28 protein-coding genes are annotated in these 26,069 nt (G+C 41.5%); 27 read left to right on the top strand and 1 reads right to left on the bottom strand.

Annotation, left to right across the window (positions count from 1 at the left end):
- The first annotated feature begins 32 nt into the window (after positions 1-32).
- The 10 genes from G6R08_RS10750 (at position 33) to rsmI (ending at position 7,382) form a co-directional block, all read left to right on the top strand.
- Entirely contained in the window at positions 33-1,460 is a 1,428-nt protein-coding gene (locus tag G6R08_RS10750; protein WP_163527960.1) for an aminotransferase class I/II-fold pyridoxal phosphate-dependent enzyme, read from the top strand.
- A gap of 13 nt (positions 1,461-1,473) precedes the next feature.
- Positions 1,474-2,100 carry a dTMP kinase gene (gene tmk / locus G6R08_RS10755; protein ID WP_163527961.1) on the top strand — a complete coding sequence of 209 codons (627 nt, stop codon included), beginning with the start codon at positions 1,474-1,476 and terminating at the stop codon, positions 2,098-2,100.
- Between the two features lie 56 nt (positions 2,101-2,156).
- Complete coding sequence (locus G6R08_RS10760; RefSeq protein WP_079524858.1) at positions 2,157-2,486, top strand: cyclic-di-AMP receptor; 330 nt, start codon at positions 2,157-2,159, stop codon at positions 2,484-2,486.
- 18 nt (positions 2,487-2,504) lie between these two features.
- Complete coding sequence (locus G6R08_RS10765; RefSeq protein ID WP_163527962.1) at positions 2,505-2,945, top strand: YaaR family protein; 441 nt, start codon at positions 2,505-2,507, stop codon at positions 2,943-2,945.
- Between the two features lie 13 nt (positions 2,946-2,958).
- Positions 2,959-3,945 (top strand): DNA polymerase III subunit delta', encoded by a 987-nt coding sequence (gene holB / locus G6R08_RS10770; RefSeq protein WP_163527963.1) that lies wholly within the window; start codon positions 2,959-2,961, stop codon positions 3,943-3,945.
- A 7-nt stretch (positions 3,946-3,952) separates the two neighbouring features.
- The gene (locus G6R08_RS10775) at positions 3,953-4,780 is read left to right on the top strand and encodes a PSP1 domain-containing protein (protein ID WP_079524853.1); all 828 of its coding nucleotides are present in this window, start codon (positions 3,953-3,955) and stop codon (positions 4,778-4,780) included.
- On the top strand, positions 4,746-5,144 hold the full coding sequence (yabA, locus tag G6R08_RS10780) for a DNA replication initiation control protein YabA (RefSeq protein ID WP_079524852.1): 399 nt from the start codon (positions 4,746-4,748) through the stop codon (positions 5,142-5,144). Before G6R08_RS10775 ends, yabA begins: the two co-directional genes overlap by 35 nt.
- A 364-nt stretch (positions 5,145-5,508) precedes the next feature.
- Complete coding sequence (locus G6R08_RS10785; protein ID WP_163527964.1) at positions 5,509-6,252, top strand: tRNA1(Val) (adenine(37)-N6)-methyltransferase; 744 nt, start codon at positions 5,509-5,511, stop codon at positions 6,250-6,252.
- Positions 6,242-6,514 carry a GIY-YIG nuclease family protein gene (locus G6R08_RS10790; protein WP_163527965.1) on the top strand — a complete coding sequence of 91 codons (273 nt, stop codon included), beginning with the start codon at positions 6,242-6,244 and terminating at the stop codon, positions 6,512-6,514. The genes G6R08_RS10785 and G6R08_RS10790 overlap by 11 nt, the downstream gene beginning before the upstream one ends.
- On the top strand, positions 6,507-7,382 hold the full coding sequence (rsmI, locus tag G6R08_RS10795; protein WP_163527966.1) for a 16S rRNA (cytidine(1402)-2'-O)-methyltransferase: 876 nt from the start codon (positions 6,507-6,509) through the stop codon (positions 7,380-7,382). The genes G6R08_RS10790 and rsmI overlap by 8 nt, the downstream gene beginning before the upstream one ends.
- A 109-nt stretch (positions 7,383-7,491) precedes the next feature.
- Here rsmI and G6R08_RS10800 read toward each other — a convergent pair whose 3' ends face one another.
- Entirely contained in the window at positions 7,492-7,770 is a 279-nt protein-coding gene (locus tag G6R08_RS10800) for an AbrB/MazE/SpoVT family DNA-binding domain-containing protein (protein ID WP_079524845.1), read from the bottom strand.
- A gap of 424 nt (positions 7,771-8,194) precedes the next feature.
- Between G6R08_RS10800 and metG the strand changes: the two genes are divergently transcribed.
- The 17 genes from metG (at position 8,195) to mfd (ending at position 26,036) form a co-directional block, all read left to right on the top strand.
- On the top strand, positions 8,195-10,162 hold the full coding sequence (gene metG, locus G6R08_RS10805; protein WP_163527967.1) for a methionine--tRNA ligase: 1,968 nt from the start codon (positions 8,195-8,197) through the stop codon (positions 10,160-10,162).
- Positions 10,163-10,234: 72 nt separating this feature from the next.
- Positions 10,235-11,005 (top strand): TatD family hydrolase, encoded by a 771-nt coding sequence (locus tag G6R08_RS10810; protein ID WP_163527968.1) that lies wholly within the window; start codon positions 10,235-10,237, stop codon positions 11,003-11,005.
- Between the two features lie 215 nt (positions 11,006-11,220).
- Positions 11,221-12,504, top strand: coding sequence for a G5 and 3D domain-containing protein (locus G6R08_RS10815; protein ID WP_163527969.1), 1,284 nt, complete (start codon positions 11,221-11,223; stop codon positions 12,502-12,504).
- A 100-nt stretch (positions 12,505-12,604) separates the two neighbouring features.
- The gene (gene rnmV / locus G6R08_RS10820) at positions 12,605-13,168 is read left to right on the top strand and encodes a ribonuclease M5 (protein ID WP_163527970.1); all 564 of its coding nucleotides are present in this window, start codon (positions 12,605-12,607) and stop codon (positions 13,166-13,168) included.
- Positions 13,158-14,024, top strand: coding sequence for a 16S rRNA (adenine(1518)-N(6)/adenine(1519)-N(6))-dimethyltransferase RsmA (gene rsmA / locus G6R08_RS10825; RefSeq protein WP_163527971.1), 867 nt, complete (start codon positions 13,158-13,160; stop codon positions 14,022-14,024). The genes rnmV and rsmA overlap by 11 nt, the downstream gene beginning before the upstream one ends.
- A 62-nt stretch (positions 14,025-14,086) precedes the next feature.
- On the top strand, positions 14,087-14,965 hold the full coding sequence (yabG, locus tag G6R08_RS10830) for a sporulation peptidase YabG (RefSeq protein WP_163527972.1): 879 nt from the start codon (positions 14,087-14,089) through the stop codon (positions 14,963-14,965).
- A 205-nt stretch (positions 14,966-15,170) separates the two neighbouring features.
- Positions 15,171-15,431, top strand: coding sequence for a biofilm formation stimulator Veg (gene veg / locus G6R08_RS10835; RefSeq protein WP_163527973.1), 261 nt, complete (start codon positions 15,171-15,173; stop codon positions 15,429-15,431).
- A 158-nt stretch (positions 15,432-15,589) separates the two neighbouring features.
- Positions 15,590-15,769: a small, acid-soluble spore protein, alpha/beta type gene (locus tag G6R08_RS10840; RefSeq protein WP_079524830.1), complete on the top strand. Its 180-nt coding sequence runs from the start codon at positions 15,590-15,592 to the stop codon at positions 15,767-15,769.
- A 135-nt stretch (positions 15,770-15,904) separates the two neighbouring features.
- Positions 15,905-16,771, top strand: a complete 867-nt coding sequence (gene ispE, locus G6R08_RS10845) for a 4-(cytidine 5'-diphospho)-2-C-methyl-D-erythritol kinase (RefSeq protein WP_163527974.1) — start codon at positions 15,905-15,907, stop codon at positions 16,769-16,771.
- A gap of 62 nt (positions 16,772-16,833) precedes the next feature.
- The gene (purR, locus tag G6R08_RS10850; RefSeq protein ID WP_163527975.1) at positions 16,834-17,655 is read left to right on the top strand and encodes a pur operon repressor; all 822 of its coding nucleotides are present in this window, start codon (positions 16,834-16,836) and stop codon (positions 17,653-17,655) included.
- A 179-nt stretch (positions 17,656-17,834) separates the two neighbouring features.
- Positions 17,835-18,131, top strand: coding sequence for a septation regulator SpoVG (gene spoVG / locus G6R08_RS10855; RefSeq protein ID WP_079524823.1), 297 nt, complete (start codon positions 17,835-17,837; stop codon positions 18,129-18,131).
- 227 nt (positions 18,132-18,358) lie between these two features.
- A complete protein-coding gene (gene glmU, locus G6R08_RS10860) occupies positions 18,359-19,738 on the top strand; it encodes a bifunctional UDP-N-acetylglucosamine diphosphorylase/glucosamine-1-phosphate N-acetyltransferase GlmU (protein ID WP_163527976.1) in 1,380 nt (459 codons plus the stop codon).
- A gap of 15 nt (positions 19,739-19,753) precedes the next feature.
- Entirely contained in the window at positions 19,754-20,707 is a 954-nt protein-coding gene (locus G6R08_RS10865; protein WP_079524819.1) for a ribose-phosphate diphosphokinase, read from the top strand.
- 89 nt (positions 20,708-20,796) lie between these two features.
- Positions 20,797-21,450, top strand: a complete 654-nt coding sequence (locus G6R08_RS10870) for a 50S ribosomal protein L25/general stress protein Ctc (RefSeq protein WP_163527977.1) — start codon at positions 20,797-20,799, stop codon at positions 21,448-21,450.
- Between the two features lie 132 nt (positions 21,451-21,582).
- Positions 21,583-22,149, top strand: coding sequence for an aminoacyl-tRNA hydrolase (pth, locus tag G6R08_RS10875; protein ID WP_163527978.1), 567 nt, complete (start codon positions 21,583-21,585; stop codon positions 22,147-22,149).
- Between the two features lie 79 nt (positions 22,150-22,228).
- Positions 22,229-22,459, top strand: coding sequence for an anti-sigma-F factor Fin (locus G6R08_RS10880; RefSeq protein ID WP_079524816.1), 231 nt, complete (start codon positions 22,229-22,231; stop codon positions 22,457-22,459).
- A gap of 40 nt (positions 22,460-22,499) precedes the next feature.
- Positions 22,500-26,036 carry a transcription-repair coupling factor gene (gene mfd, locus G6R08_RS10885; RefSeq protein WP_163527979.1) on the top strand — a complete coding sequence of 1,179 codons (3,537 nt, stop codon included), beginning with the start codon at positions 22,500-22,502 and terminating at the stop codon, positions 26,034-26,036.
- The last annotated feature ends 33 nt before the right edge of the window (positions 26,037-26,069 follow it).

Raw genomic sequence — 26,069 nt, forward strand, 5'->3', positions numbered from 1 at the left:
TATGATAAACATAAGGGACAAGGGGGGATCACATGAATCCAAGTCAAAATAAAACACCGCTTTATGAAGCACTACTCAATTTCAAGGAAAAAAACTCCTATTCCTTTCACGTTCCGGGCCATAAATTTGGTACTGTCTTTTCAGAGAGTGGAAAAGAACTGTTTCAATCTATTTTAGAAGTGGACGCCACGGAAATTACAGGTCTAGATGATTTACACGCAGCTAAAGGTGTCATTAAAGAGGCTCAGGAACTGGCAAGCCAATTTTTTGAGAGTGACGATACTTACTTTTTAGTGAATGGAACAACTTCAGGAATTTTGGCTGCAGTTATGTCAGTTTGTCGTCCAGGCGAAAAGGTAATTGTTCAACGAAACTGTCATAAATCTATTCTTCACGGTTTAGAATTAGCTGGAGCTCAGCCCGTGTTTTTGATGCCTGATTATGAAGAAGATACAGGGCGATACAGCGGAGTAACCGCAAAAATAATCAATGAAGCATTGAAGCAGCACTCGGATGCCAGTGCAGTTTTTCTTACTTATCCAGATTACTTTGGCCGTGTTTTTGATATGAAAGAAGTATGTGAAGTTGTACATAATTATCAGGTTCCAGTAGTCGTGGATGAGGCCCATGGTGTCCATTTTAAATTAGGTCCGCCATTTCCGCCTTCCTCAATAGACTTAGGCGGGGATTTAATTATTCAGTCTGCACACAAAATGGCTCCTGCCATGACCATGGCTTCCTTTCTTCATGTAAAGGGTGAGAAGATCGATCAATCACGTCTTAACTATTACCTGCAAATATTTCAATCTAGCAGCCCGTCCTATCCGCTGATGGCGAGCCTGGATTTAGCGCGGCATTATCTGGCTTCTTTTTCTCAAGCTGATAAAAGTAATTTGTTAACTTACATCGATGGTCTTCGAAAGGTATGGTCAGAGGCTTCTAGGTATTGGGATTTGTTACCTGGCGGATATTCGGATGATCCGTTAAAACTTACGTTAGAGGTCCGTGCCGGTTTGTCAGGTTTTCAAGTAGCAGAAATACTTGAGGATCATCACCTGTATCCAGAACTCGCTACAGAAAAGCAGGTGCTATTAACAATCGGTCTCGCTCCAACCATTCATTTGCACAAGCTGCACGAACGACTGGAAGAGGTAAATTGCCAATTAAAAAAACAGCCGAAAAATGCTACAATAAGTGTAGATCAACCACAGTTTCCAAAGTTTCAAACTTTAGATATAGACTACGCGGAAATGTCGTTAAAATCTGCAAAATTTGTGGAGTGGAGTTATGTGGCAAACCGGATTTGTGCAGAGGCTATAGTACCCTATCCCCCAGGCATCCCTTTAATTCTAAAAGGAGAACGTGTCTCTAAGGAGCAGGTAACTAGTGTGAAATCGTTGCTTCGTCAAGGCGCAAGTTTTCAGAATGTGCATGTTGAACGTGGAATCTGGGTATTTTAAAGGAGAATTGCTGGTGAAGGGACTTTTTATAACATTTGAAGGCGGCGAGGGAGCCGGAAAATCGACCATACTTAAAAACATTGGAGAGGAACTTTCCGCAAAGGGGTATTCTGTACTTGAAACGAGAGAACCCGGAGGCATTCAAATTGCTGAAAGAATACGAGATATCATTTTAGATACACGTCATACGATGATGGATGCAAGAACAGAGGCTCTGCTTTATGCCGCTGCCAGGCGCCAGCACTTGGTGGAAAAAGTTTTGCCGGCTATAGAGGCTGGCTCCATTGTACTGTGTGATCGTTTCGTTGATTCGAGCCTGGCTTATCAAGGAGCTGCAAGAGGGTTAGGGATAGAAGAGGTATGGAAAATAAATGAATTTGCTATTGCCGGATGTATGCCAGATCTGACACTATTCTTTGATATAAAGCCAGAACAAGGTTTAAAGAGAATTGCTCAGAATGAAGAACGGGAGAAGAATCGGCTGGATCTTGAGGAGCTTGTGTTTCATGAGAACGTGTATCAAGCTTACCATAGGCTCCTAGAGCAGAACCCGGATCGAATGAAAGTAATAAATGCTGATCAAACAGTCAAACAGGTGAAGCATGACACGATGCGGGAACTTGAATTATTTTTGTCATAAAAGATAAAGGGATTCTGCTATAATAAGTAAAAACGATAATGGGAGGATGCATTTTAATGAAAATGATTATTGCGGTGGTTCAGGATAAAGACAGTAATCGTTTAAATGATGCATTGGCAGATAATCAATTTAAAACGACAAAACTATCGACAACAGGCGGATTTTTAAGAGAAGGAAATACCACATTTATGATTGGGTGTGAGGATGAGCACGTTGATGATGCCTTAACAATCATTAAGAAAAATTGCAGTCAGCGTGATCAGATGGTTGCTCCGATTTCACCAATGGGCGGGAATGCAGATTCATACATTCCTAAGCCGGTGAAAGTGGAGGTAGGCGGTGCGACTGTGTTTATTCTTCCGGTTGATTCTTTCTTTCAGTTTTAAGGGAAAGGGGGTATCGAAATGAAGATTACCCAGGATATGCGCACCCAGCTTGATGCAGCTAAAAAGCAGCCGTCTCAGCAAATGAGTGGAAAGACAAACTTTAATCAAATTGTGCAAACTCAAACCCAGCAATTGCAGCAAGACCAACTTAATAAGCTGCTGAAAAGTATTGCGGCCCAGGGTGAACGAGTTGCGAGATTTCGTTCGTTTCGTGACCTTGCTAAATATAAGCGGTTAGTCAAAGATTTTGTTGAGGAGTCTGTTCAGTATGGGATGAACCTTAAGCATAGTCATAGTTTTGATTGGCAGGGTCATAGTCGAAGGTTGACCATAGTGGAATCAGTTGACCAGAAGCTGGCAGAATTGACTGAATCCGTTATGGATCAGGAGAGGCAATCCATTGATATTCTAGGGCTTATCGGTGAAATTAAAGGGTTATTAATTAATTTATATACTTAAGGACGGAATCACTATGCAGTCATGGGGAGAAATGAAAGAAGTTCAACCACTAGTAAGCCAAATGCTTATGAATAGTTTTAACAAAGGACGCATCTCGCATGCTTACTTGTTCCATGGAAACAAAGGCACAGGTAAGCGTGAGATGAGTGTGCTTTTAGCCAAAAGTATTTTTTGTAAGCAGCGTAATGGGGCAGAACCATGTCTTGAATGCAGGGATTGCATACGGATTGATTCAGGTAATCACCCTGATCTTCACTGGGTAGAGCCTGATGGCCAATCTATAAAAAAGGAACAAATACTTAATTTACAAAAAGAATTTACGTATACTGGCTTAGAGTCAAATCGCAAAGTGTACATTATAGTCGATTCAGATAAAATGACGGTCAATGCATCAAACCGTTTGCTCAAGTTCCTTGAGGAGCCCAGTCAACAGACTACAGCGATGCTGTTGACAGAAAATAGTCAGGTTATGCTTGATACGATTAGATCACGTTGTCAACTTCTTTCTTTCCAGCCTCTCAATCAACTAAGAATCGCAGAAAAGCTGGAGGAACAAGGGGTCTCTCAGTCGAATGCCAAATTGCTGGCAGAGCTTACGAATGATTTGTCTGTGGCCCAGGAGTTAAATGACGATGAGTGGTTTGCTAATGTGCGAAAATTAGTGATACAATTAATTGAAGTGCTTCTAAATAAACCAAATGAAGGACTTTTATTTATCAACCATCAGTGGATGTCTCATTTTAAGGAGCGTCAACAGCTTCAGATGGGGTTAGACGTGCTAATGCTATGGTTTCATGATTTAATTCATTATGATTTGGACCGCGAAGATGCCATTGTTTTTATGCAAGAGAAAGAGAAAAGGAACCAGGCTGCTTTAAGGTGGTCACGTCAATCCGCTGTGCAATCCTTGTCGTTCATTCTTGAGGCTAAACGAAAGATAAATCAGAATGTCCATCCTACTCTAGTGATGGAACAGCTTACACTTCAACTGCAGAGGTGATTATCAAGTGATCGAAGTTGTAGGTGTCCGATTCAAACAAGCGGGAAAGATCTATTATTTTGACCCCGGTGATTTAAAAATGACGACAGAAGATTACGTCATTGTCGAAACAGTCCGGGGAATTGAATTTGGTAAAGTTGTCATTGCTAATCGATCGGTCGATGAGGAAGATATTGTCTTACCTTTGAAAAAAGTAATCAGAATTGCTGACGATAAAGATAAATTGACTGTGGACGAGAACCATGACAATTCCCAGGAGGCCTACCGTGTATGTGAGATGAAGATACGTGAACATAAATTGGACATGAACTTAGTAGAAGTTGAATATACGTTCGACCGTAAGAAAGTTATTTTCTATTTCACAGCAGACGGAAGAGTAGATTTTCGTACGTTAGTAAAGGATTTGGCTTCAGTATTTAAAACACGAATTGAACTGCGTCAAATCGGTGTCCGGGATGAGGCCAAAATGCTTGGCGGTATCGGACCTTGCGGACGTATGCTATGCTGCTCCACCTTTTTAGGCGATTTTGAACCAGTATCTATTAAAATGGCCAAGGATCAAAACTTGTCGTTAAATCCAGCCAAGATCTCTGGTCTATGCGGCCGCCTTATGTGCTGTTTGAAATACGAAAATGATGATTATGAAGCTGCTAAGAAAGAGCTTCCTGACATAGGTAGAAATGTTGCTACTTCCTTTGGTAAAGGGAAGGTTGTAGGGTTAAATATGCTGGAGCGAATCGTTCAAGTTGAATATAAGGAACAGGAACGTGTCCTTGAGTATTCCCTGCAAGAACTGATCGATGAAGGAGTCGTTCAAACCGAAGCCACAGAATAATGGGGTGGAATCAAGCGTGAACAAAAAAGCTATTTTTGAACAAGTATCACATTTAGAGTCACAAATTGGCGAGCTATATGAGCAATTAGGTGACTTAAAGGCCCAACTTGCTTACTTATTAGAAGAAAACCAGCACTTATCGCTTGAAAACCATCATCTAAGGCAACGTTTGGATAAGGAAAATGAGCAAACAGAACAAACGTCACGGGGTTCAAATCATGCGAAAGGAACAGTTGTTGGCGAAGGTTATGATAATTTAGCCAGACTGTATGAAGAAGGTTTTCATATTTGTAATTTGCATTTTGGCAGTCCACGTGACGAAGATTGTTTGTTTTGTCTGTCTTTCTTGAACAAGAAGAAATAAATTCGGTCCAGGCCTTTCCTTGCTCCACTCGAGGAAAGGCCCTATTTTTGGCCCCACAGGCTGTGTGGTCGTTCGACGTTGAAACAGGACAGGGCGTTTCGATTTTAGCCGAACTTCTTTGAAGTCGAGCTTCCTAACGAAAAAGACGAATGATGTGTTGATGCGGCGGAGAAAATATTCGTAGACTTCTGCGGGAGGGAAGGCCTAAGTGGGACCCCGCAGTGCGCGAGCACAAGGAGACTCACCAGCCGCCCGCGGAAGCGAAGTGTATTTTCGTAGCACGTACCAATCATAGTTTCTACTTATTAATCCCCGCTAAATTAAGGAACGAATTGTACTTTTCACAATAGAAAGGAATACATATATGGTTGTGTTAAAAGGTGATGAACGAATTGACTTTCTGTTAGCCGAAGAAAATATGAGAATTATTCAAAGTAAAGAAGTGTTTGCTTTCTCGATTGATGCTGTCCTATTAGCGCGCTTTACTTCAGTTCCCATTACAAGAGGGAAAATCCTGGACTTATGTACAGGTAATGGAGTCATCCCTTTATTTCTTAGCCGAAGGTCGCAAGTTAAAATAACTGGTGTGGAAATTCAGGAACGCTTATACGACATGGCCGTTAGAAATATCCAGCTTAACCAGCTTGAAAGCCAGCTTGAGATGATACAAGGTGATTTAAAGGATATGCCGGCTCTATTAGGAAATGGGAAATTTGATCAAATTACGTGTAACCCACCTTATTTTGCTACTCCTGTAACAGATAAAAGAAATATAAATAAGCACTTAGCCATTGCCAGGCATGAAATTCATTGTTCACTTGAAGATGTCATAAAAGCCTGCAGCCGCTTATGTAAATCTGGCGGCAAGGTTTCAATCGTTCATCGTCCCGGAAGGATGATTGATTTGATCTCTCTTTTTCGAAAGTATCGTCTAGAACCGAAACGGATTCAACTCGTTTATCCTAAAAAGGGGAAAGAAGCAAATGTTTTACTTATTGAAGCAGCGCGCGATGGTAAGCCTGATTTAAAAATTCTCCCGCCCCTGTATACCCATGATGAGGATGGCGAATATAGTCAGGAATTCAGGGAGATTCTTTATGGGAAATAATCATTATGTCTACATGCTTCGTTGTATTGATGATACGCTCTATACAGGTTATACAAACGATTTAAAGGCAAGGATTGAAAAGCATACAGCTGGCAAAGGTGCCAAATACACCAGAGGCCGCGGGCCATTTACCTTAGTCTATTGCCAATCCTATAATTCTAAAACGGAAGCGATGCAAAAGGAATATAAAATCAAGAAAATGTCCAGGGTTGAGAAGGAAGAATGGATTGTCAATCATCAAGGGGGGATACAGAATGAATAGTCAAAAAAGCTTCGCACATGATAGACAGGCTGGCGAACTTTATATTGTGCCGACGCCGATTGGTAATTTGGATGATATGACTTATCGGGCCGTTACTGTGTTAGACAAAGTGGATGTGATTGCAGCAGAAGATACAAGAAACACGAAGAAACTGCTCAACCATTTCGAGCTTTCCACCTCCCTGATCAGTTACCACGAACATAATAAAATGACGCGAGGGCCTCAACTTATTGATCGACTGAGCAATGGAGAAATGATCGCCATCGTAAGTGATGCTGGAATGCCGGGTATATCTGATCCGGGCTCTGATTTAGTCAGGTTAGCTCTAGATGAGGAGATTCCTGTCATTGTCCTGCCAGGAGCCAACGCCGCTCTGCCTGCTTTAGTAGGGTCTGGTCTGCCGACAGACAGCTTTTATTATTATGGTTTTTTACCTAGGAAAAAGAAAGATCGATTAGCAGAGTTAGAAAGGTTGCAAAATCAGAAATCGACTATTATTTTCTATGAATCGCCACACCGTCTAAAGGATATGCTGGCGCACGTTCAAGAGCAGTTTGGAAATCGAAGGGCTGTGCTGGCCCGTGAGTTAACAAAACGTTATGAAGAATACGTGCGCGGAACGTTGGAGGAATTATCGGAGTGGGCTGTGCATTCAGAGATACGGGGAGAGTTTTGTGTGGTTGTTGAAGGTACTACGGAAAGTGAAGTGACGGATCCATTTTGGTGGAGTCATTTATCAATCAACGATCATGTGGAGTATTATATCGAGGAAAAAGCTATGAAGAGTAAGGAAGCGATTAAGCAAACGTCTTTAGATCGTAAACTTCCAAAACGAGAAGTCTATCAAGTATACCATGTAGATAAATAATAAAGCCCTAACTGTCAGGCCTGTTTCAGTTAGGGCTTCTTTTGTGAGCATATGCCATTTTTATTAGTAAAAGTTTGTTACATGCCAGTTGTCTGTTTATGTCTTTGTTTTATTTGTTTATATGGCTTTGAATTTCTTTAAGTAACATTTGTGCGCCTTCTTGGCTAAGCACTAAGTTACCATTTGCAAGTTTCATGTTGTCATCGGAAACTTCCCCTGTAACGTGACAAGTCATGTTAGGCTTATATTTTTTAAGAACGATACGATCATCATCAACGTAGATTTCTAGAGCATCCTTCTCGTTGATTCCAAGGGTGCGGCGAAGTTCAATTGGAATTACGACACGACCCAGCTCGTCTACTTTACGTACAATACCTGTAGATTTCATATTTTTTTGCTCCCCTCACTCAAAAGTTATTCGTCATATTTCGACATATGTCTCGCAGTATATAATACCAACGATTCCCAAACATGTCAATTCTGAATATTTTGTCCTATTTCCATACATAACGAGGAAATAACAACCAAAAATCCCTAGATTATCGTCCTGTTTACATACTAGACGAGAAATAGGAATTCCAATAATGGATTTAATATCCAAATTAAGAATTAATTACAGTTTACCAAAGTCATGATAGATGTGAAACAACAAAAATAGATAGACTCTCTATTTTTTGACATTTTATCAATTCATTCGGTATATTTGGAGGCTAGGAATGGAAATACAGAAAATATACGAAAAAAATGATACAATACACATTATACGTGGCGAAAAGACGCCAATATGGCTGTGAAATAGAGGAGGGAGTAAGATGTCTGATAACAAAAAGACATTTTATATTAGTACACCAATTTATTATCCAAGCGGAAACTTGCATATAGGTCACGCATATACGACGGTAGCTGGTGATGCTATGGCTAGATATAAGCGTTTGCAAGGCTATGATGTTATGTACTTAACCGGGACGGATGAACATGGCCAGAAGATCCAGCGTAAAGCTGAAGAGAAAGGTGTTAGTTCCCAGGCTTATGTAGATGAGATCGTAAGCGGGATTAAAGACCTTTGGGACAAGCTGGATATTTCGTATGATGATTTTATCCGTACCACGCAGGAGCGTCATAAGGTCGTAGTAGCAAAAATCTTCGACTATCTTATGGAGAAAGGGGACATCTACCTTGATGAATATGAAGGGTGGTATTGTACCCCATGTGAGTCGTTCTTTACTGAACGTCAGCTGGATGAAGGGCACTGTCCAGATTGCGGCGGTCCTGTTGAAAAAGTAAAAGAAGAATCGTATTTCTTTAGAATGAGTAAATATGTTGACCAGCTTCTTGAGTTTTATGAGAACAACCCTACATTCATTCAGCCCGAAAGCCGTAAGAATGAAATGATTAATAACTTTATTAAACCAGGGCTTGAGGACTTGGCCGTATCAAGAACGACATTTAATTGGGGCGTTCAAGTGCCGGGCAATGAGAAGCATGTGATTTATGTATGGATTGATGCATTAAGCAACTACATTTCAGCTCTTGGCTTTGGAAGTGATGATGATGAGTTGTATGAGAAGTTCTGGCCGGCGGATGTACATTTGGTTGGAAAAGAAATTGTTCGTTTCCATACTATTTATTGGCCGATTATGCTGATGGCACTGGATCTGCCTCTGCCAAAGAAAGTATTTGCTCATGGCTGGATCTTAATGAAAGACGGTAAGATGTCTAAATCAAAAGGGAATGTCGTTGATCCTGTTCAATTAAGTGATCGTTATGGCCTTGATGCGCTTCGTTATTATTTGCTACGTGAGGTGCCATTCGGTTCTGACGGGGTCTTCACGCCTGAAGCGTTTGTGGAACGGACAAACTATGATTTAGCAAATGATCTTGGCAACTTGTTGAACCGTACGGTGGCCATGATCAGTAAGTATTTTAATGGTGAGGTCCCGACCCTTACACTTTCAGAAGACGAGTTTGATGCCAATCTTGAGAAATTAGCCAAAGAAACTCGCATATCTGTTGAACACTCATTAGAAAATATGGAGTTCTCTGTTGCTTTGGCAGACTTATGGAAACTTGTCAGCCGAACAAACAAATATATTGATGAAACACAGCCTTGGATTTTGGCTAAAGATGATAATAAGAAAGCACGCTTAGGGAATGTGATGGCCCATCTGGCTGAGTCTTTACGGCACATTGGAGTCATGCTTCAACCATTCTTGACACATACGCCAGAGAAAATTTTCAAGCAACTAGGAATAACTCAAGATGAGTGGAAGCAGTGGGACAGCATTACTGAGTTTAAGGGACTTCCTCAAGGTACAACCGTACAGAAGGATGAGCCAATTTTTCCTCGGTTGGACGCAGAGGAAGAAATTCAAGTTATTAAGGATATGATGAAAAAACCAACTCCAGAAAAGGTCGAAAAGAAAGAAGAGAAGCAAGATCAGCAGGACCAGCTTAAAGAAATAACGATGGATGACTTTATGAAACTGGATTTTCGTGTTGCCGAAGTCATAAAGGCAGAAAAGGTAAAGAAAGCTGATAAGCTGCTCAAGCTGCAGTTGGACCTTGGCTGGGAGAAGCGCCAGGTAGTGTCAGGTATTGCCGAACATTACGGCGAAGAGGAACTCATAGGAAGAAAGGTTATTTGTATTACAAACTTAAAGCCTGTGAAGCTTCGCGGCGAATTGTCGCAAGGTATGATTTTAGCTGGAGAAGATGAGCAAGGGAAACTTGCTTTAGCTTCGATCGATCAAACCATTGAGAATGGGACTAAAGTTAAGTAGCAGGTAAGGAAGGGGGAGCAGGGAAGTGACGCTCCCCTTTTGCTTTTTCATGTAACAAAGGAGGCATTGATCATGTTGTTTGATACACATGTGCATTTGAATGCAGACCAATTTACAGAGGATCTTGAAGAAACGATTACAAGGGCGGCAGATGCAGGAGTTACCTACATGACGGTAGTGGGCTTCGACCGAAAAACGATTCCTGCCGCTATTAAGATTGCCGAAGATCATAAGCATATTTATGCAGCGGTGGGCTGGCATCCAGTTGATGCAATTGATATGACAGATGAAGATCTTGACTGGATAGAAGAGCTTTCCGCTCACCCTAAGGTAGTCGCTATTGGGGAGATGGGGCTTGATTATCATTGGGATAAGTCTCCGGCAGATATTCAAAAAGAGGTATTTCGCAAACAAATTAAATTAGCAAAAAAGGTAAACATGCCTATTATCATCCATAACCGGGAAGCGACTGAAGATATTGTCGAGATCTTACGAGAAGAGAATGCGGCAGAAGTTGGAGGAATTATGCATTGCTATAGCGGCCCGGTTGAAATAGCCAAAGCATGTATTGAGATGAACTTTATGATCTCCTTAGGCGGTCCAGTTACATTCAAGAACGCCAAACTGCCGAAAGAAGTAGCCCAAGCTATTGACCTTGAACATTTACTTGTCGAAACAGATTGCCCGTTTCTTGCCCCGCATCCGAATCGGGGAAAACGCAATGAACCTGCTTACGTCAAGCTTGTGGCGGAACAAATTGCCGAATTAAAGGGGCTGACTTATGAAGAGGTTAGTCAACAGACAATGAAGAACGCCCTCGATTTCTTCCGAATTAAGTCATGATAAAGAGGACTTTTAGATTAATATTACAAATAAACGGTGAAAATGTATGGGAATTGTAACATGTTTGTTATGTTAATTTCCTAGGTACAAGTGCATAATGTTAAGAGTCAGCTACTATTAGCTGACTTCTTTTTTTTATGAAACAGTATTTTGTGACATCATTTTGTCATTTTCACTATAAGTCAACGCATGTTTAAAGAAGGAGGAAGGGGAGAATGAAAAACGTTAAATCAGTACTGTGTTCAGCTCTGGTTTGGACATTTGTAATTTCAACCTTGAGTATCACCTTTTTAGGGTTCGTTATGTATGAAGCCACAAAAGCTTCGGTACAGGTTACCACGGATGGTGAGCAGCAACTCGTTCGCACTCATGCCGATACGATCGAAGGATTACTGGCAGAACTTAATGTAAAATTAGAACCTCATGATCGGTTGTCACACGAGTTATCACAACCTATTACATATGGTATGGATATAGAATATACCCAATCTAAAACTATTAACTTAGCTGTTGGTAAAGAAGCAAACCGTTTTCACACGACTGCAGCAACAGTTGGTGAATTTCTTAATGATCAGCAATTGGCACTAAAGGATCGGGATTACATATCACACGACATGGCTTCACCCATTAAAGACGGAATGAAGCTTGAAGTGAAGAAGGCTATTCAAGTAACGTTTAATAACGGTGGTGAGAAGCAAAAGATTTGGACTACAGCTTCTACTGTTAACGAATTTTTAAATAAACAGAACGTTACGTTAGATGAATTGGATCAGTTAAATGTATCTAAAGCGGATAAAGTTCACTCTGATATTCCTATATCAATCACACGGATTGAAAAAGTAAAAGATGTTGTCGAGGAAGAAGTTGAATACACGGTAATCACCCGTAAAGATGATTCTATTCCTAAAGGGGAAGAGCGTATTATTTCTGACGGAGAAGTTGGTTTAGTCACGAAAGAATATGAGGTCACCATCACGAACGGTGAAGAAACAAATCGGAAGTTAGTGAAAGAGACGGTAGAAAGGGAAAGTCAGGATCAAATTGTTGCCCTGGGAACAAAGGCAGAAGTACCAAAGGCGGAACCGAAGCGTGTGACAGCCTCTGCCGATAAAGCTGAGGCTTCTCAAGAGCCAGCTGTAACAAATGTTGTAGCAACTAGTGCATCTTCTGATACGTCAACGACTCCATCGAGAAGCAGCGATAGCGGGGCGAAGACGCTTTATATGAAGGCGACCGCTTATTCAGCGAACTGCCCTGGATGCTCAGGTATCACTGCTACAGGGATTAATTTGAAGGAGAACCCTGATAAGAAAGTAATTGCCGTAGACCCGAGTGTCATTCCTTTAGGAAGCCGCGTCTGGGTAGAAGGCTATGGCTATGCAGTGGCAGGAGACACAGGCGGAGCTATTCAAGGGAACAAGATCGATGTGTTTATCCCTTCAAAAAGTGAAGCTGGCAGCTTTGGGCATCGAACTGTACAGGTTAAAATATTGGAATAAAGTCATGAAGCAGAGGTTGTTTCCTCTGCTTTTTTCTGTTTTGTACTCGTGGTATGCTAAGTAAGGTTATAAGGAGACATATACTGGAGGAAGATAGCTTTTGAGGATAAAAGAAGTTATTGTTGTTGAAGGAAAAGACGATACAGCAAAGGTTCGTCAGGCCGTTAGTGCAGATACCATTGAAACGAATGGTTCTGCTATAGATCGATATGTAATTGAACAAATTAGGCATGCTAAGGAGAAGCGAGGAGTCATTATTTTCACTGACCCGGACTACCCCGGGGAGAGAATCAGACATATTGTGGATCAGCATGTGAAGGGGTGTAAGCATGCCTTTCTCCCGAAGGATCATGCAAGAGCTAAGAAAGATCGGGGCGTAGGGATTGAACATGCTTCCCTTGAACATATTAGACAGGCATTATCATTAGTATATGAGCTGAGTGATCCTGCGCTAAGTGAGATCGAGAAAGATGACCTGATTGCTTTTGGCTTAATAGGCGGACCCTCTGCCGGCAGAAGGCGTGAGAAGTTAGGGAACCAGCTTCACATAGGAAAGACAAATGGCAAGCAGCTTTTACGCCGTCTTAATATGTTTCACATTACGAAAGATCAGCTTGGTACGGCCATGAATCAGATTATCCAGGAGGAGAAGAATGAACAGTAAAGCTGTAGCTACACCTAGACGTACAAAGGAAATCCTCGACACATATGGTTTTTCTTTTAAAAAGAGCTTAGGCCAAAATTTCATTATTGATGTTAATATATTGAAGAACATTATAGAACATGCAGAAATTGATCAAAACGCCGGCGCCATTGAAATTGGGCCGGGGATTGGAGCTTTGACCGAGCAATTGGCTCAGTATGCAGACAAGGTGGTGGCGTTTGAAATCGATCAGCGTTTATTGCCAATCTTAGGTGAAAGCCTCTCCCCTTATGATAATGTTGAAATTATCAATCAAGACATTTTAAAGGCCGACGTAAAACAGGTAATTGAAGAGCAATTCAGTTCAGGGCAAGGGGTAAAAGTGGTTGCTAACCTTCCTTACTATATCACCACCCCTATACTAATGAAGCTGTTGATGGATCGTCTGCCAATCGACAGTATAACGGTGATGATCCAAAAGGAAGTCGCTGATCGGATGGCAGCCGTGCCTAATACGAAAAGCTATGGATCTTTATCGATAGCGGTACAATATTATACGGAAGCTCAGGTCGCTATGAATGTACCTAAGACCGTGTTTATGCCACAGCCAAATGTCGATTCGTCTGTCCTCCATTTGAAAATGAGAACGGAACCGCCTGTAAATGTAGAGGATGAAGACTTTTTCTTTGAATTAGTGAAGGCATCGTTCGGCCAGCGGAGAAAAACATTAATCAATAACTTAGCCCGTCATTTTAAAGGGAAAATGGATAAGTCTGATATTCAGGCGCACCTGGAAAAGGCCGGGATCGATCCTAAGCGGCGTGGGGAGTCTCTGTCCATGGAAGAATTCGCCTTGTTAGCTAGGCACCTTAACTAAAGTCACACGATCTTACTCCCCACATACACTAACGTAGTGCTAGCTGTGAGGTGGGGAAATAAATGCTAACCAACGGAGATCTTGTGACAAGAAAGTCTTACAATCATGATATTTTGTTTCGTGTAAAATCAACGAATGGAAATCTGGTCAAGTTAATGGGGGAAGATATTCGTTTAGAAGCGGATGCCCCATTAAATGATTTACAAAAAGTATCGGGAACCGAATATCACAAGCGTAAGTCTCATATTGATAAACAAGAGGCTTATTCTTATCGCTTGTTTCGGCAGGATTATCGCCTCTTGAGAGAAAAAAGGGAGGCAGAGGCCGGGAGTGGCTATGGTGACAGCAGTGAGGAACCAAGTTACTTTCAAATACCCCCGCGCATTCTTCATATTGATGGAGACCCATTGTTTTTAAAGAAATGTATTCAATTGTATGAACAGCTAGGGTTACAAGTTCACGGGCAATATTTACAAGAAAAAGAAATGCCAGAGAAGGTCTTAGCTTTAGTGGAAAAGATTCAGCCAGAAATTGTCGTGATCACTGGTCACGATTCCTTTTCCAAGACAAAGGGTTCAGTTCGTGAGTTGGAATCATATCGTAATTCGCGCTATTTTGTTGAATCTGTCCGAAATATACGCCAAAAATATCCCCACTTTGACCAGCTTGTTATTTTCGCGGGCGCCTGTCAGTCACATTTTGAATCGTTAATAAGGGCTGGGGCTAATTTTGCCAGCTCACCGGCCAGGGTAAACATTCATGCCATTGACCCTGTTTATGTTGCCGCACGTATAGCCTACACATCGTTCGTGGACCATATCAATATTTGGGAGGTCATTCGAAATACAATCAGTGGGGAGAAAGGAATGGGCGGGGTAGAAACACGCGGCCTGTTGCGAATAGGAATACCTTACTCTAAAGATGCTGAAGAACGACTTTAAAAGAGGTGCTGAATGGTGATTCCGCACCTCTTTACTCATTCATTAACGGATAACACATATTTTCCCTTAAATTGGATATGATAAACAATATCAAATTTTACAGGTTATTGTATTGACATTGAATTTACCATACTGGTATAATTAAATATTTTATTTGACTTTATCCGTAAACCGTGTTATATTTTTAATAGTGAGGTGGAGTATAGTGGCTAAAACGTTAGTAGAAATCAAGCAGTCCCTTGAAGGGCAAATTGGAAAACGTTTAACATTAAAAGCAAACGCCGGCCGTCGAAAGACGATTGAGCGTTCCGGTGTTCTTGCGGAAACGTACCCAGCCGTTTTTATTGTTGAATTAGACCAAGAAGAAAATGCTTTCGAACGTGTATCTTATAGTTATGCAGATGTACTCACAGAAACGGTCGAATTAAACTTCGATGATCTATCGACGATGGCTATGGAGCAGTAACCTCTTCTTGAGGTTGCTGCTTTTCTTATTTTACGAAAAAACCTTAGTTTTACCCTAGAAACAGTTACCAGTCTTACATACATATGCCGGAATGAAAAAAAGTGCACATCATATACTAAACTTGTCGTAGCTGAGTGAGGCGAAAGGAGCTGAAAACGATGGGACGCAGAAGAAGTATGATGTCCGATTCGTTGAAAGAAGAAATCGCAAAAGAGCTTGGATTTTACGACAAAGTGCAAAGTGATGGTTGGGGTGGGATTACAACCCGCGATGCAGGTAATATGGTAAAGCGAGCCATTCAAATGGCAGAAGAACAAATGAAAAAAGATCAGTTTTAGGCTGAAACTGTCTCTCCAGCACTTATAGGTGCTGGGGATTTTTTTATAGGGGGTCCTGTATGACCGTCTTCTACGCTTTTCGTTATGATATGGTACAATGCTTTTTAGAGAATATGTGAGAAGTGGGTGTAGGATATGGAAATTTTGGAGAAGGCCCCGGCCAAAATTAATTTATCATTGGATGTATTGTATAAACGGGAAGACGGCTTTCATGAAGTGGAAATGGTGATGACAACCGTAGATCTGGCAGATCGAATTGAGTTGTCGACGTTAAGCAGCGGTATTATTCGCGTTGAATCGGAAAGCCGCTTTGTACCTAATGATGAACGGAACCTTGCTTATCGTGCTGCGAAACTTATGAAAGATCATTACCAAATTAAAGAAGGCGTAAGGATTTTTATAGAAAAGAATATTCCGGTTGCAGCCGGGCTTGCTGGCGGCAGCAGTGATGCTGCTGCTGTATTAAGAGGTGTAAATGAAATTTGGGGAATAGGGGCAAGTTTAGACGAGCTTGCTGAGTTGGGTGCAAAAATAGGCTCTGATGTATCATTCTGCGTGTATGGGGGCACAGCTTTAGCTAGAGGTCGTGGGGAACAAATTCTGGAATTACCGTCCCCGCCACCTTGCTGGGTTGTGCTTGCTAAGCCTACAATTGGGGTTTCCACTCAAACCATTTATCAAGGATTCAACCCAAAAACAGCCTCCCACCCGGACACTGTAGGAATGATAAATGCTTTGAGACGAGAAGATTTCGATGCCATCTGTGGACACGTCGGGAATGCTTTAGAAGGAGTAACGATGAAGTTACACCCAGAAGTGAATCAAATTAAAGAACAAATGCGGCAAGCAGGAGCTGATGCCGTGCTGATGAGTGGAAGTGGTCCTACTGTCTTTGCTTTGGTAGGTCAGGATGCGAGAGCTCAACGGATCTATAATAGTCTAAAGGGATTTTGTACTGAGGTCTATGTGGTAAGAATGTTAGGGAATCGGGAAATGACTTGATGAAATCCGTACAAATCTGATATATTGTAATAATAACATTCGGATTTTAGAGGTGGCTTTTCATGAAAAGAAGTGAACGACTAGTTGTCATGACGCACTATGTGTTGGATCGTCCTCGTGAATTAGTTTCTCTTCCCTTTTTATCAGAGAAATGTGATGCGGCGAAATCTTCTATCAGCGAGGACTTAGGAATTATGAATAAAATGTTTCGCCAAGAAGGAATTGGTTATCTGGAAACGGTTTCTGGGGCTGCAGGAGGGGTGAAATATATTCCTGCTTATTCTAAGGATTACAGCCATCAATTTGTGCATGAACTTTGTGAACGACTTGAAGATCCAGCCAGGCTGCTTCCGGGCGGATACTTGTTTATGAGCGATATTCTGGCCGAACCTGATACAGTCCGAACGATTGGCCGTTTGTTTGCTTCGGCTTTTGCAGATAGAGAAATTGATGCGGTTATGACGGTCGCAACGAAAGGAATTCCGTTGGCCTATGCCGTGGCTGCTTATTTGAATGTTCCAGTGGTTATTGTACGCCGCGACCCTAAAGTTACTGAAGGGTCTACGGTCAGTATTAACTACGTTTCGGGATCAACAAGGAAAATTCAAACCATGGTTCTGACAAAGCGCTCGCTGGCAGAAGGATCAAAAGTATGTATTATTGATGATTTCATGAAAGCTGGCGGGACCATCAATGGTATGAAGAACTTATTGACTGAATTCAATGCGGAAGTAGCGGGCATTGGAGTATTAGCTGAAGCAGAAGATGAAGAAGAGGACCGTGTAGTAGATGAGTACATTTCGCTGGTCCAAATCATGAATGTGGATGACCGTGATGCAAAAATTGAAGTACATGCTGGAAATCTACTAAATCGAATTGAATAAACTGATCCTTCGAGAAGAAAGTCTCACCTGTTGCAGTGACGGCTTTCTTTTTTCATACATAAGAACTTAACAGGCTTAAAAATTAAATCTTTAAATTTTTTTAGAAATAAGCAGGAATTTTTCCCGATATGTGGAATTATTCTAGTAAGTTCTTTTTTGGGAAAAGGTGGTGAATGATAATGGAAGTAACTGACGTAAGACTGCGACGCGTAAATACCGAAGGAAGAATGCGAGCAATTGCTTCTATTACCTTAGATCAGGAGTTTGTTGTCCATGACATACGGGTGATTGATGGCAACAATGGTCTCTTTGTGGCTATGCCTAGTAAACGGACACCTGACGGGGAATTTCGGGATATTGCCCATCCTATCAATTCTGGTACACGTGGGAAAATTCAAGACGCTGTACTTAATGAATACCACAAAGCTGGTGAAATTGATACGGAAGTAGAGTATGAAGAAGCAGGTGCTTCTTAAAGCTTGTGAAGATTATTAGAAGCCGGGTCTCGTTTCAAAGAGAACCGGCTTCTTTTTGTTTTTCTGGGAATCTAAGAGGCGGAGATTCTTCCCTTTCGAAGAAACTGCTTCAAGCGTCAAGGTTAATGAAGATAGGCTTGCTCAGTTTACTTCATATGTGCCGTTGTTGAAATAAAGCCTATTTTAAGATATTATTCATAATGGATAATTAGGATGGAGGTTACCTCATGACCAATAAGTATGCGGTAGTGTTAGCAGCCGGACAAGGTACACGCATGAAGTCAAAGCTTTATAAAGTTTTGCACCCAGTATGCGGTAAGCCAATGGTGCAACATGTAGTTGATCAACTAAAGGAATTACAATTAAATGAGTTAATTACCATTGTTGGTTTTGGTGCAGAAAAAGTTCAAGACCAACTCGGAGAAGATAGCCATTATGTCGTGCAAGAGAAGCAATTGGGAACGGGGCATGCTGTCCTTCAGGCCGATCATATTCTTGCCGGAAAGCAAGGAACAACGGTTGTTGCATGCGGAGACACGCCGTTACTCACGAAAGATACATTGAAGAAGATGATGGATCACCATGATTCTACTCAAGCAAAGGCAACTGTACTAACAGCTCATGCTGAGAACCCTCATGGATATGGACGGGTTATTCGCGGCGGTAATGGTCAGGTGGAGCGTATTGTTGAACAAAAGGATGCTTCACAGGATGAACAGGCTGTCCAGGAAATTAACACAGGTACATATTGTTTTGATAATGAATTTTTGTTCGAAGCCTTAAAGAGTGTCTCTAATGATAATTCACAAGGAGAATATTATTTGCCGGATGTCATTCAGATTCTTCAGGACAAAAATGAAACAGTAAGCGCCTATCAAACTCCGGACTTTTCTGAATCCCTCGGTGTTAATGATCGTGTAGCCTTAGCTCAAGCAGAGAAGTTGATGAAACAGCGCATTAACGAACGGCACATGCGCAATGGTGTAACAGTAATGGATCCTGATCATACCTACATTGGCCCGGATGTGAAAATGGGACAAGACGTGATCGTGTACCCAGGTTCTATTATTGAAGGAAATACAATGATTGAAGATGATGCCGTAATTGGTCCTCATTCAACTGTAAAGGATTGCTATATCGGCGGAGAAACGACTGTTAAACAAAGTGTTGCAACAAACAGTCACATTGGGGCGCGTGTCAAAATAGGTCCGTATGCCCACATTCGTCCAGAATCGTCTCTCAGTGACGATGTAAAAGTTGGTAATTTTGTTGAAATTAAGAAGTCTGTTTTCGCTGAAGGCAGTAAGGTATCACATTTAAGCTATATTGGTGACGCTGATGTAGGAAGCGGAGTTAATATAGGTTGTGGTACAATTACAGTGAACTATGATGGACAACATAAGTTTATGACGAAAATTGAAGATGACGCCTTTATAGGTTGTAATTCAAACCTTATTGCACCTGTTACTGTAGGCAAAGGTGCATATGTAGCAGCTGGTTCTACAATTAATGAGGATGTCCCGGCCGAGGCCTTGTCAATTGCCAGGTCAAGACAAACCAATAAAGAAGGCTATGTAAGTAAACTTAATTCAAATAAAAAAGAGTAACGGAGGGTTCTATCCATGGCAACTGGGTACAAGGATTCAAAATTAAAGGTATTCTCTCTGAATTCTAATCCTGAACTAGCAGAAGAAATCGCTGAGAATATTGGGACAGATCTTGGAAAGTGTACGGTTACAAGGTTTAGTGACGGAGAGATTCAAATCAACATCGATGAAAGTATTCGTGGCTGCGACGTATATGTAGTTCAGTCCACGTGTGCACCTGTGAATCAGCATATCATGGAACTGCTGATTATGATTGATGCTTTAAAGCGTGCTTCTGCACGTACGATTAATATAGTTATGCCATACTATGGTTATGCTAGACAAGACCGTAAAGCTCGCGCACGTGAACCAATTACAGCGAAGCTAGTTGCTAATTTACTTGAGACAGCAGGGGCTTCCAGGGTCATTATGCTGGATTTGCATGCTCCTCAAATTCAAGGTTTCTTCGATATGCCAATTGATCATCTTGTAGGTGTACCGATTCTTTCCGATTACTTCGAAGAAAAGAATTTTGAAGATGTAGTCATCGTATCTCCGGATCATGGAGGAGTAACGCGAGCGCGTAAGATGGCTGACCGCCTTAAGGCCCCGATTGCCATTATTGATAAACGCCGTCCACGGCCTAATGTAGCCGAAGTCATGAATATTGTTGGAAACATCGAAGGAAAAACAGCGATTATGATTGATGACATCATTGATACGGCTGGTACCATTACGCTTGCAGCTAACGCATTAGTTGAAAACGGAGCGAAGGATGTCTATGCTTGCTGTACCCATCCAGTACTCTCAGGGCCGGCTATTGACCGTATTGATAATTCAACTATTAAAGAGCTCGTTGTCACTAATACGATCCCGCTTGGAGAAGATAAGGCAAGCGAGAAAATCACTCAGTTATCAGTGGCTCCTTTAATCAGTGAAGCTATCATCCGGGTTCATGAACGTCAATCCGTAAGTATTTTGTTTGATTAATTCATTTTTTTTGCTATAAAATGTTTAACAAAAGACCAATAAGGGAATCCATCTTAAATGAATGGTAAATTCAATGGAGGTAGATTATTTTGGCTATAACACTTAAAGCAAATCAAAGGAAAGATTTAAAACACTCGACAACTCGTGAATTGCGCTATCAGGGCGATGTTCCAGGTGTCGTTTACGGTAAAGATAAAGAGCCTGTTACTGTGGCTGTTAACAGTATCGAACTACTTAAAACTGTCCGTGATGAAGGGAAAAACGCTATCATTTCATTAGATATTGACGGTGGAAATACAGTAAACGTAATGCTTCATGAATATCAAATCGATCCACTTAAGGATGTGTTGATTCATGCAGACTTCTACATTGTGAATATGTCTGAAGAAATGGACGTTGAAGTACCGATTCACCTTGAAGGTGAAGCTGCAGGCTCGAAAGAAGGCGGAGTTCTTCAACAGCCATTATATGAGTTGGCAGTCCGTGCTAAACCAGGTGATATTCCTGAAGAGATTGTCATAAACGTTTCCGAGTTAAATATCGGTGACAACGTGATGGTTAGTGATTTGAAAGAATCTCGTAACTATGAAATTACAGAAGATGAAAATACAACCATTGTTTCTGTTACTCCACCTGAAGAAATGCCGGAAGAGCCTGACACAGATAACGCAGATGAAGAACCTGAAGTTATCAACCAAAAAGGCGATGCGGATGAGTCAGAGGACGACGAAAGTAAAGAATAAGAATGAGTTGCTTAAAGGGGCGTAGCCATCAGGTACGCTCCTTTTTTATAATGCCTTCAGTTTTTTGACATATTTTTTACGATGACTTTGATATAATAACGAATAGGAAAAAGGAGAAAAGGAAGTTTTGCAATGAAGTGTATTGTAGGTCTAGGGAATCCTGGAAGGAAATATGAAAAAACACGCCATAATATTGGATTTATGATTGTTGATGAATTAGCAAAACGAAATGATTGGACACTGGAACAAAAAAAGTTTAAAGGGCTGTTTACCATTGAGCATATAAACGGTGAGAAGGTTCTTTTGCTAAAGCCTCAGACGTATATGAACTTATCTGGCGATTCCCTTCGCCTGTTCATGGACTATTTCGAGATCGAAGAGGACGATATACTCGTCATTTACGATGATCTGGATTTACCGCCAGGGAGAATGCGTCTTCGTCAGAAGGGCGGACATGGTGGTCATAATGGAATACGAAGCATCATAGATCAGTTGGGTACAAAAGGGTTTAAACGTTTGCGGGTGGGCGTCGGAAGGCCTTCTGTACCGATGAGCGTGGTGGATTATGTATTGGGTACATTTGATAAAGATCAGCAAGAGCACGTGCAAGAAGCAATAAACCAATCCGTCAAAGCTTGTGAAACATGGTTTGAGCAGCCATTCGCCGAAGTCATGAATACCTATAATGTGAAATCATAAATTAAAATGGTGTTCGTATAAGCAAAGACTCAAGCGGTAACAATAAATACAAATACTTCTGAATCGGAGGTTTGTATTTATGAATATTAATTATATATGCCGACATTGCAACCGCCAAGTCGGAAAATTAGACCGTGAACGAGTCGAAGTTTCCGAGCTTGGCTTAGAGTGTTTGAATGAGGACGATCACAGGGAAATGATTACGTACAGCAGCAATGGTGATATGAATATCAGAACGATTTGCCATTCGTGTGAACGTACCCTTGATCAACATCCTCATTATCACGAGCAAGATTACTTTATTCATTAAATCGTGGTCACCCTCTATGGTGATTGTGGAGGAGTTTGTTATGAAGGGAATTAAAGATTACTTACGGCCTCAGGATGATATTCGTTCGGTGGTGGAGGGTTTTGAATCCGGGATGAATGAGCAAATGATTGCAGGTTTGTCTGGGGCCGCCAGAAGTATGATGATTTCATTATTACATGAGTCACTACACCGACCTGTTCTTATCGTGACACATCAATTGATTCAGGCCCAGCAAATGTATGAAGATATGTTAGAGCTTTCTAATAGTGATCAGGTGCATCTTTTTCCAGTTAATGAGCTTATTGCATCTGAAATTGCTACGGCCAGTCCAGAGTTGCGAAGTCAGCGGATAGAAGCGTTGAGCAGGTGGCTTAACCAGGACTCAGGGATTTTAATAGCACCTGTGGCTGCATTAAAAAGGATCATGCCGCCTAAGGAATACTGGGAGCGTAACCAGCTCCCTTTTCGTGTTGGCGAAGAAATTGATCTAGAAGAATATTTAAAACGGTTTGTCAGCATGGGGTATGAGCGGACGGATATGGTGGCGACCCCAGGAGAATTCTCTCTTCGTGGCGGAATCCTTGATGTGTATCCATTAACAGCAGAATTTCCTTACCGTATTGAGCTGTTTGATACGGAAGTGGATTCAATTCGCACATTCGATTCGGAAACGCAGCGCTCTCATGATAAGTTTGATCATGTTCATGTCGGGCCTGCCACTGAGCTTCTATTAACAGAGGAGGATTATGCCAGGGCTTCACAACGACTAGAAGAATCCCTTAGTCACTCTTTGCAGAAGCTTTCAAAAAAAGAAGCAAAAGAAACGCTAAATACTTATGTAGAACCTGATATAGAAAAGCTCCAACATCAAGAGCGTTTTCAAGATATGTATAAATATATTGGTTTCTTTTATGACCAGGGACTAAGTTTGCTAGATTATCTTCCAAGTCATGGGTTAATTGTGTTAGATGAAATGAGTCGCATTCAGGAAACAGCAGGCCGCTTAGATCAAGAAGAAGCAGAATGGCATCAGAGTCTGCTAGAGGTTAATCAAATTGTAAGGGACCTTCGCATTTCCTACGACTGGCATGATACGTGGGATAATATGAAGCAGCCAAGGCTTTATATGTCCGTATTCATGCGACATATCCCTAACACCCATCCGCAAAATGTAATTAATATCTCCAGTCGTCAGATGCAGCAATTCCATGGTCAGATGAATTTGCTGAAAAATGAAATGGATCGCTGGGTGAAGCAAGATTACTCTGTAGTGATTATGGCTCCTGATGAGAAGCGTGCTCAAAAGATTCATGATGTGTTAGATGATTATGATATGGAGTCTGTCGTTGCTAAAGAACCGGTTCGTTTACCTTTGACACTGCCAACGATTGTCGAAGGGAACCTTAGCAGCGGTTTTGAGTGGCCATTGCACAAAGTAGCTGTCCTAACCGAGAGTGAACTATTTAAGAAGCGGAAGTCCAAGCCTAAACGCAAACAAAAATTATCGAATGCCGAGCGAATCAAAAATTATCAGGAACTCAAAGTCGGAGATTATGTCGTTCACGCTAACCATGGAATTGGGAAGTATATAGGGATTGAAACCTTGAAAATGGGCGGGAATCATAAAGACTTCCTGATGGTAAAATATTCGGGAAATGATAAGCTGTTTGTTCCGATTGACCAAATTGATTTAATTCAAAAATATGTCGGTTCTGAGGATAAAGAGCCTAAAGTATATAAGCTGGGCGGTAGTGAATGGAAAAAGGTGAAGAGCCGTGTTCAATCATCCGTAGAAGATATTGCAGATGATCTTATCCAGCTATATGCAGAACGAGAGGCCTCAAAAGGTCATGCTTTCGGGGAAGACGGGGAAATGCAGCGTGACTTTGAAGCCGCATTTCCGTATGAAGAAACAGAAGATCAGTTTCGCTGTATTGATGAAATTAAAGAAGATATGCAGCGTATTCGCCCGATGGACCGATTGCTCTGTGGAGATGTTGGTTATGGAAAAACAGAAGTTGCGATCCGGGCTGCCTTTAAAGCGATTGAAAACGGGAAGCAGGTGGCTTTGCTAGTTCCGACTACTATTCTAGCCCAGCAGCATTATGAAACTTTACAGGAGCGGTTCCAGGACTTTGGAATAAACATTGGCTTGCTCAGCCGCTTCAGAACAAAGAAGCAACAAAGCGAAACGACGGAACGTTTGAGAAAAGGTCTTGATGATATTGTCGTTGGAACTCACAGAATTTTATCAAAAGACATTAAATTTAAGGACTTAGGACTGCTAATTGTAGACGAGGAGCAACGTTTTGGTGTGAAACATAAAGAGAAAATTAAGCAATTAAAAGCGAATGTTGATGTGCTGACATTAACAGCCACACCAATTCCGCGAACTCTGCATATGTCTATGCTGGGAGTTCGGGATTTATCTGTCATTGAGACGCCTCCTGAAAATCGCTTCCCGATTCAGACCTATGTATTGGAATACAATCCGGTATTTATGAGAGAGTCGATTGAAAGAGAAATGGCAAGGGGCGGACAGGTATTCTTTTTATTTAATCGTGTGGAGAATATTGAGCGAATGGCACAGGAAATTTCTGCACTTGTCCCAGAAGCAAGGGTTGCTTTTGCGCACGGGCAAATGAACGAAACGGAACTTGAAAATGTCATGTTCTCATTCCTTGAAGGAGAATTTGATGTTTTGGTCAGTACGACGATCATTGAAACAGGTGTCGACATCCCAAATGTAAATACGTTAATTGTTTATGATGCAGATCGTATGGGATTAAGCCAGCTTTATCAATTAAGAGGCCGTGTGGGGCGTTCTAATCGAGTGGCTTACGCCTACTTTACCTACCAAAAAGATAAGGTGCTGACAGAAGTGGCCGAGAAGCGGCTCCAGGCAATTAAGGAGTTTACGGAGCTTGGCTCAGGATTTAAAATCGCCATGCGGGATTTATCCATTAGAGGGGCAGGAAATCTATTAGGTGCTCAGCAGCATGGGTTTATTGATTCTGTCGGCTTCGACATGTATTCACAAATGCTTAAGGATGCTATTGAGGCTAAACGTCAAGGGGTCGAGCCGGAAGCTATACAACCATTTCAAACCGAACTCGATCTTACTATTGATGCGTACTTACCGGCGGATTATATTGAAGATGAGAAACAAAAAATTGATATGTACAAGCAATTCCAGGCAATAGAATCAAAAGATGACATTAGTGATTTAAAAGATGAATTGATTGACCGCTTTGGGGATTATCCAGAAGAAGTTGAGAATTTGATTAAGGTAACCTCAATTCGTTTGTATGCCAAAAAGGCCCGAATCGAATCGATTTCTGAAGGAAAGAAAAAGATCGAGATGTTTATGGAGCCTAACCAAAGTCAGCAAATTGACGGATCGAAGTTATTTGATTTAGCTAATCAATATGGACGAATGATTCAACTTGGTACAGAGGGGCAACAGCTGAAAATTACGCTTATGTGGGAAAGAAATACGAAGCCGAGAAGATACGAATTAGTGGAAGAATTCATCCAACGTCTTCCACAGTTGTCAGAGGCAGCTACTAGCGCATAGTAAAAGGGGAGGGAGCCGTCAATGGCTCCCTTT

The organism is Halobacillus ihumii (genome assembly GCF_902726645.1).
In the GTDB taxonomy this organism is placed as follows: domain Bacteria; phylum Bacillota; class Bacilli; order Bacillales; family Halobacillaceae; genus Halobacillus_A; species Halobacillus_A ihumii.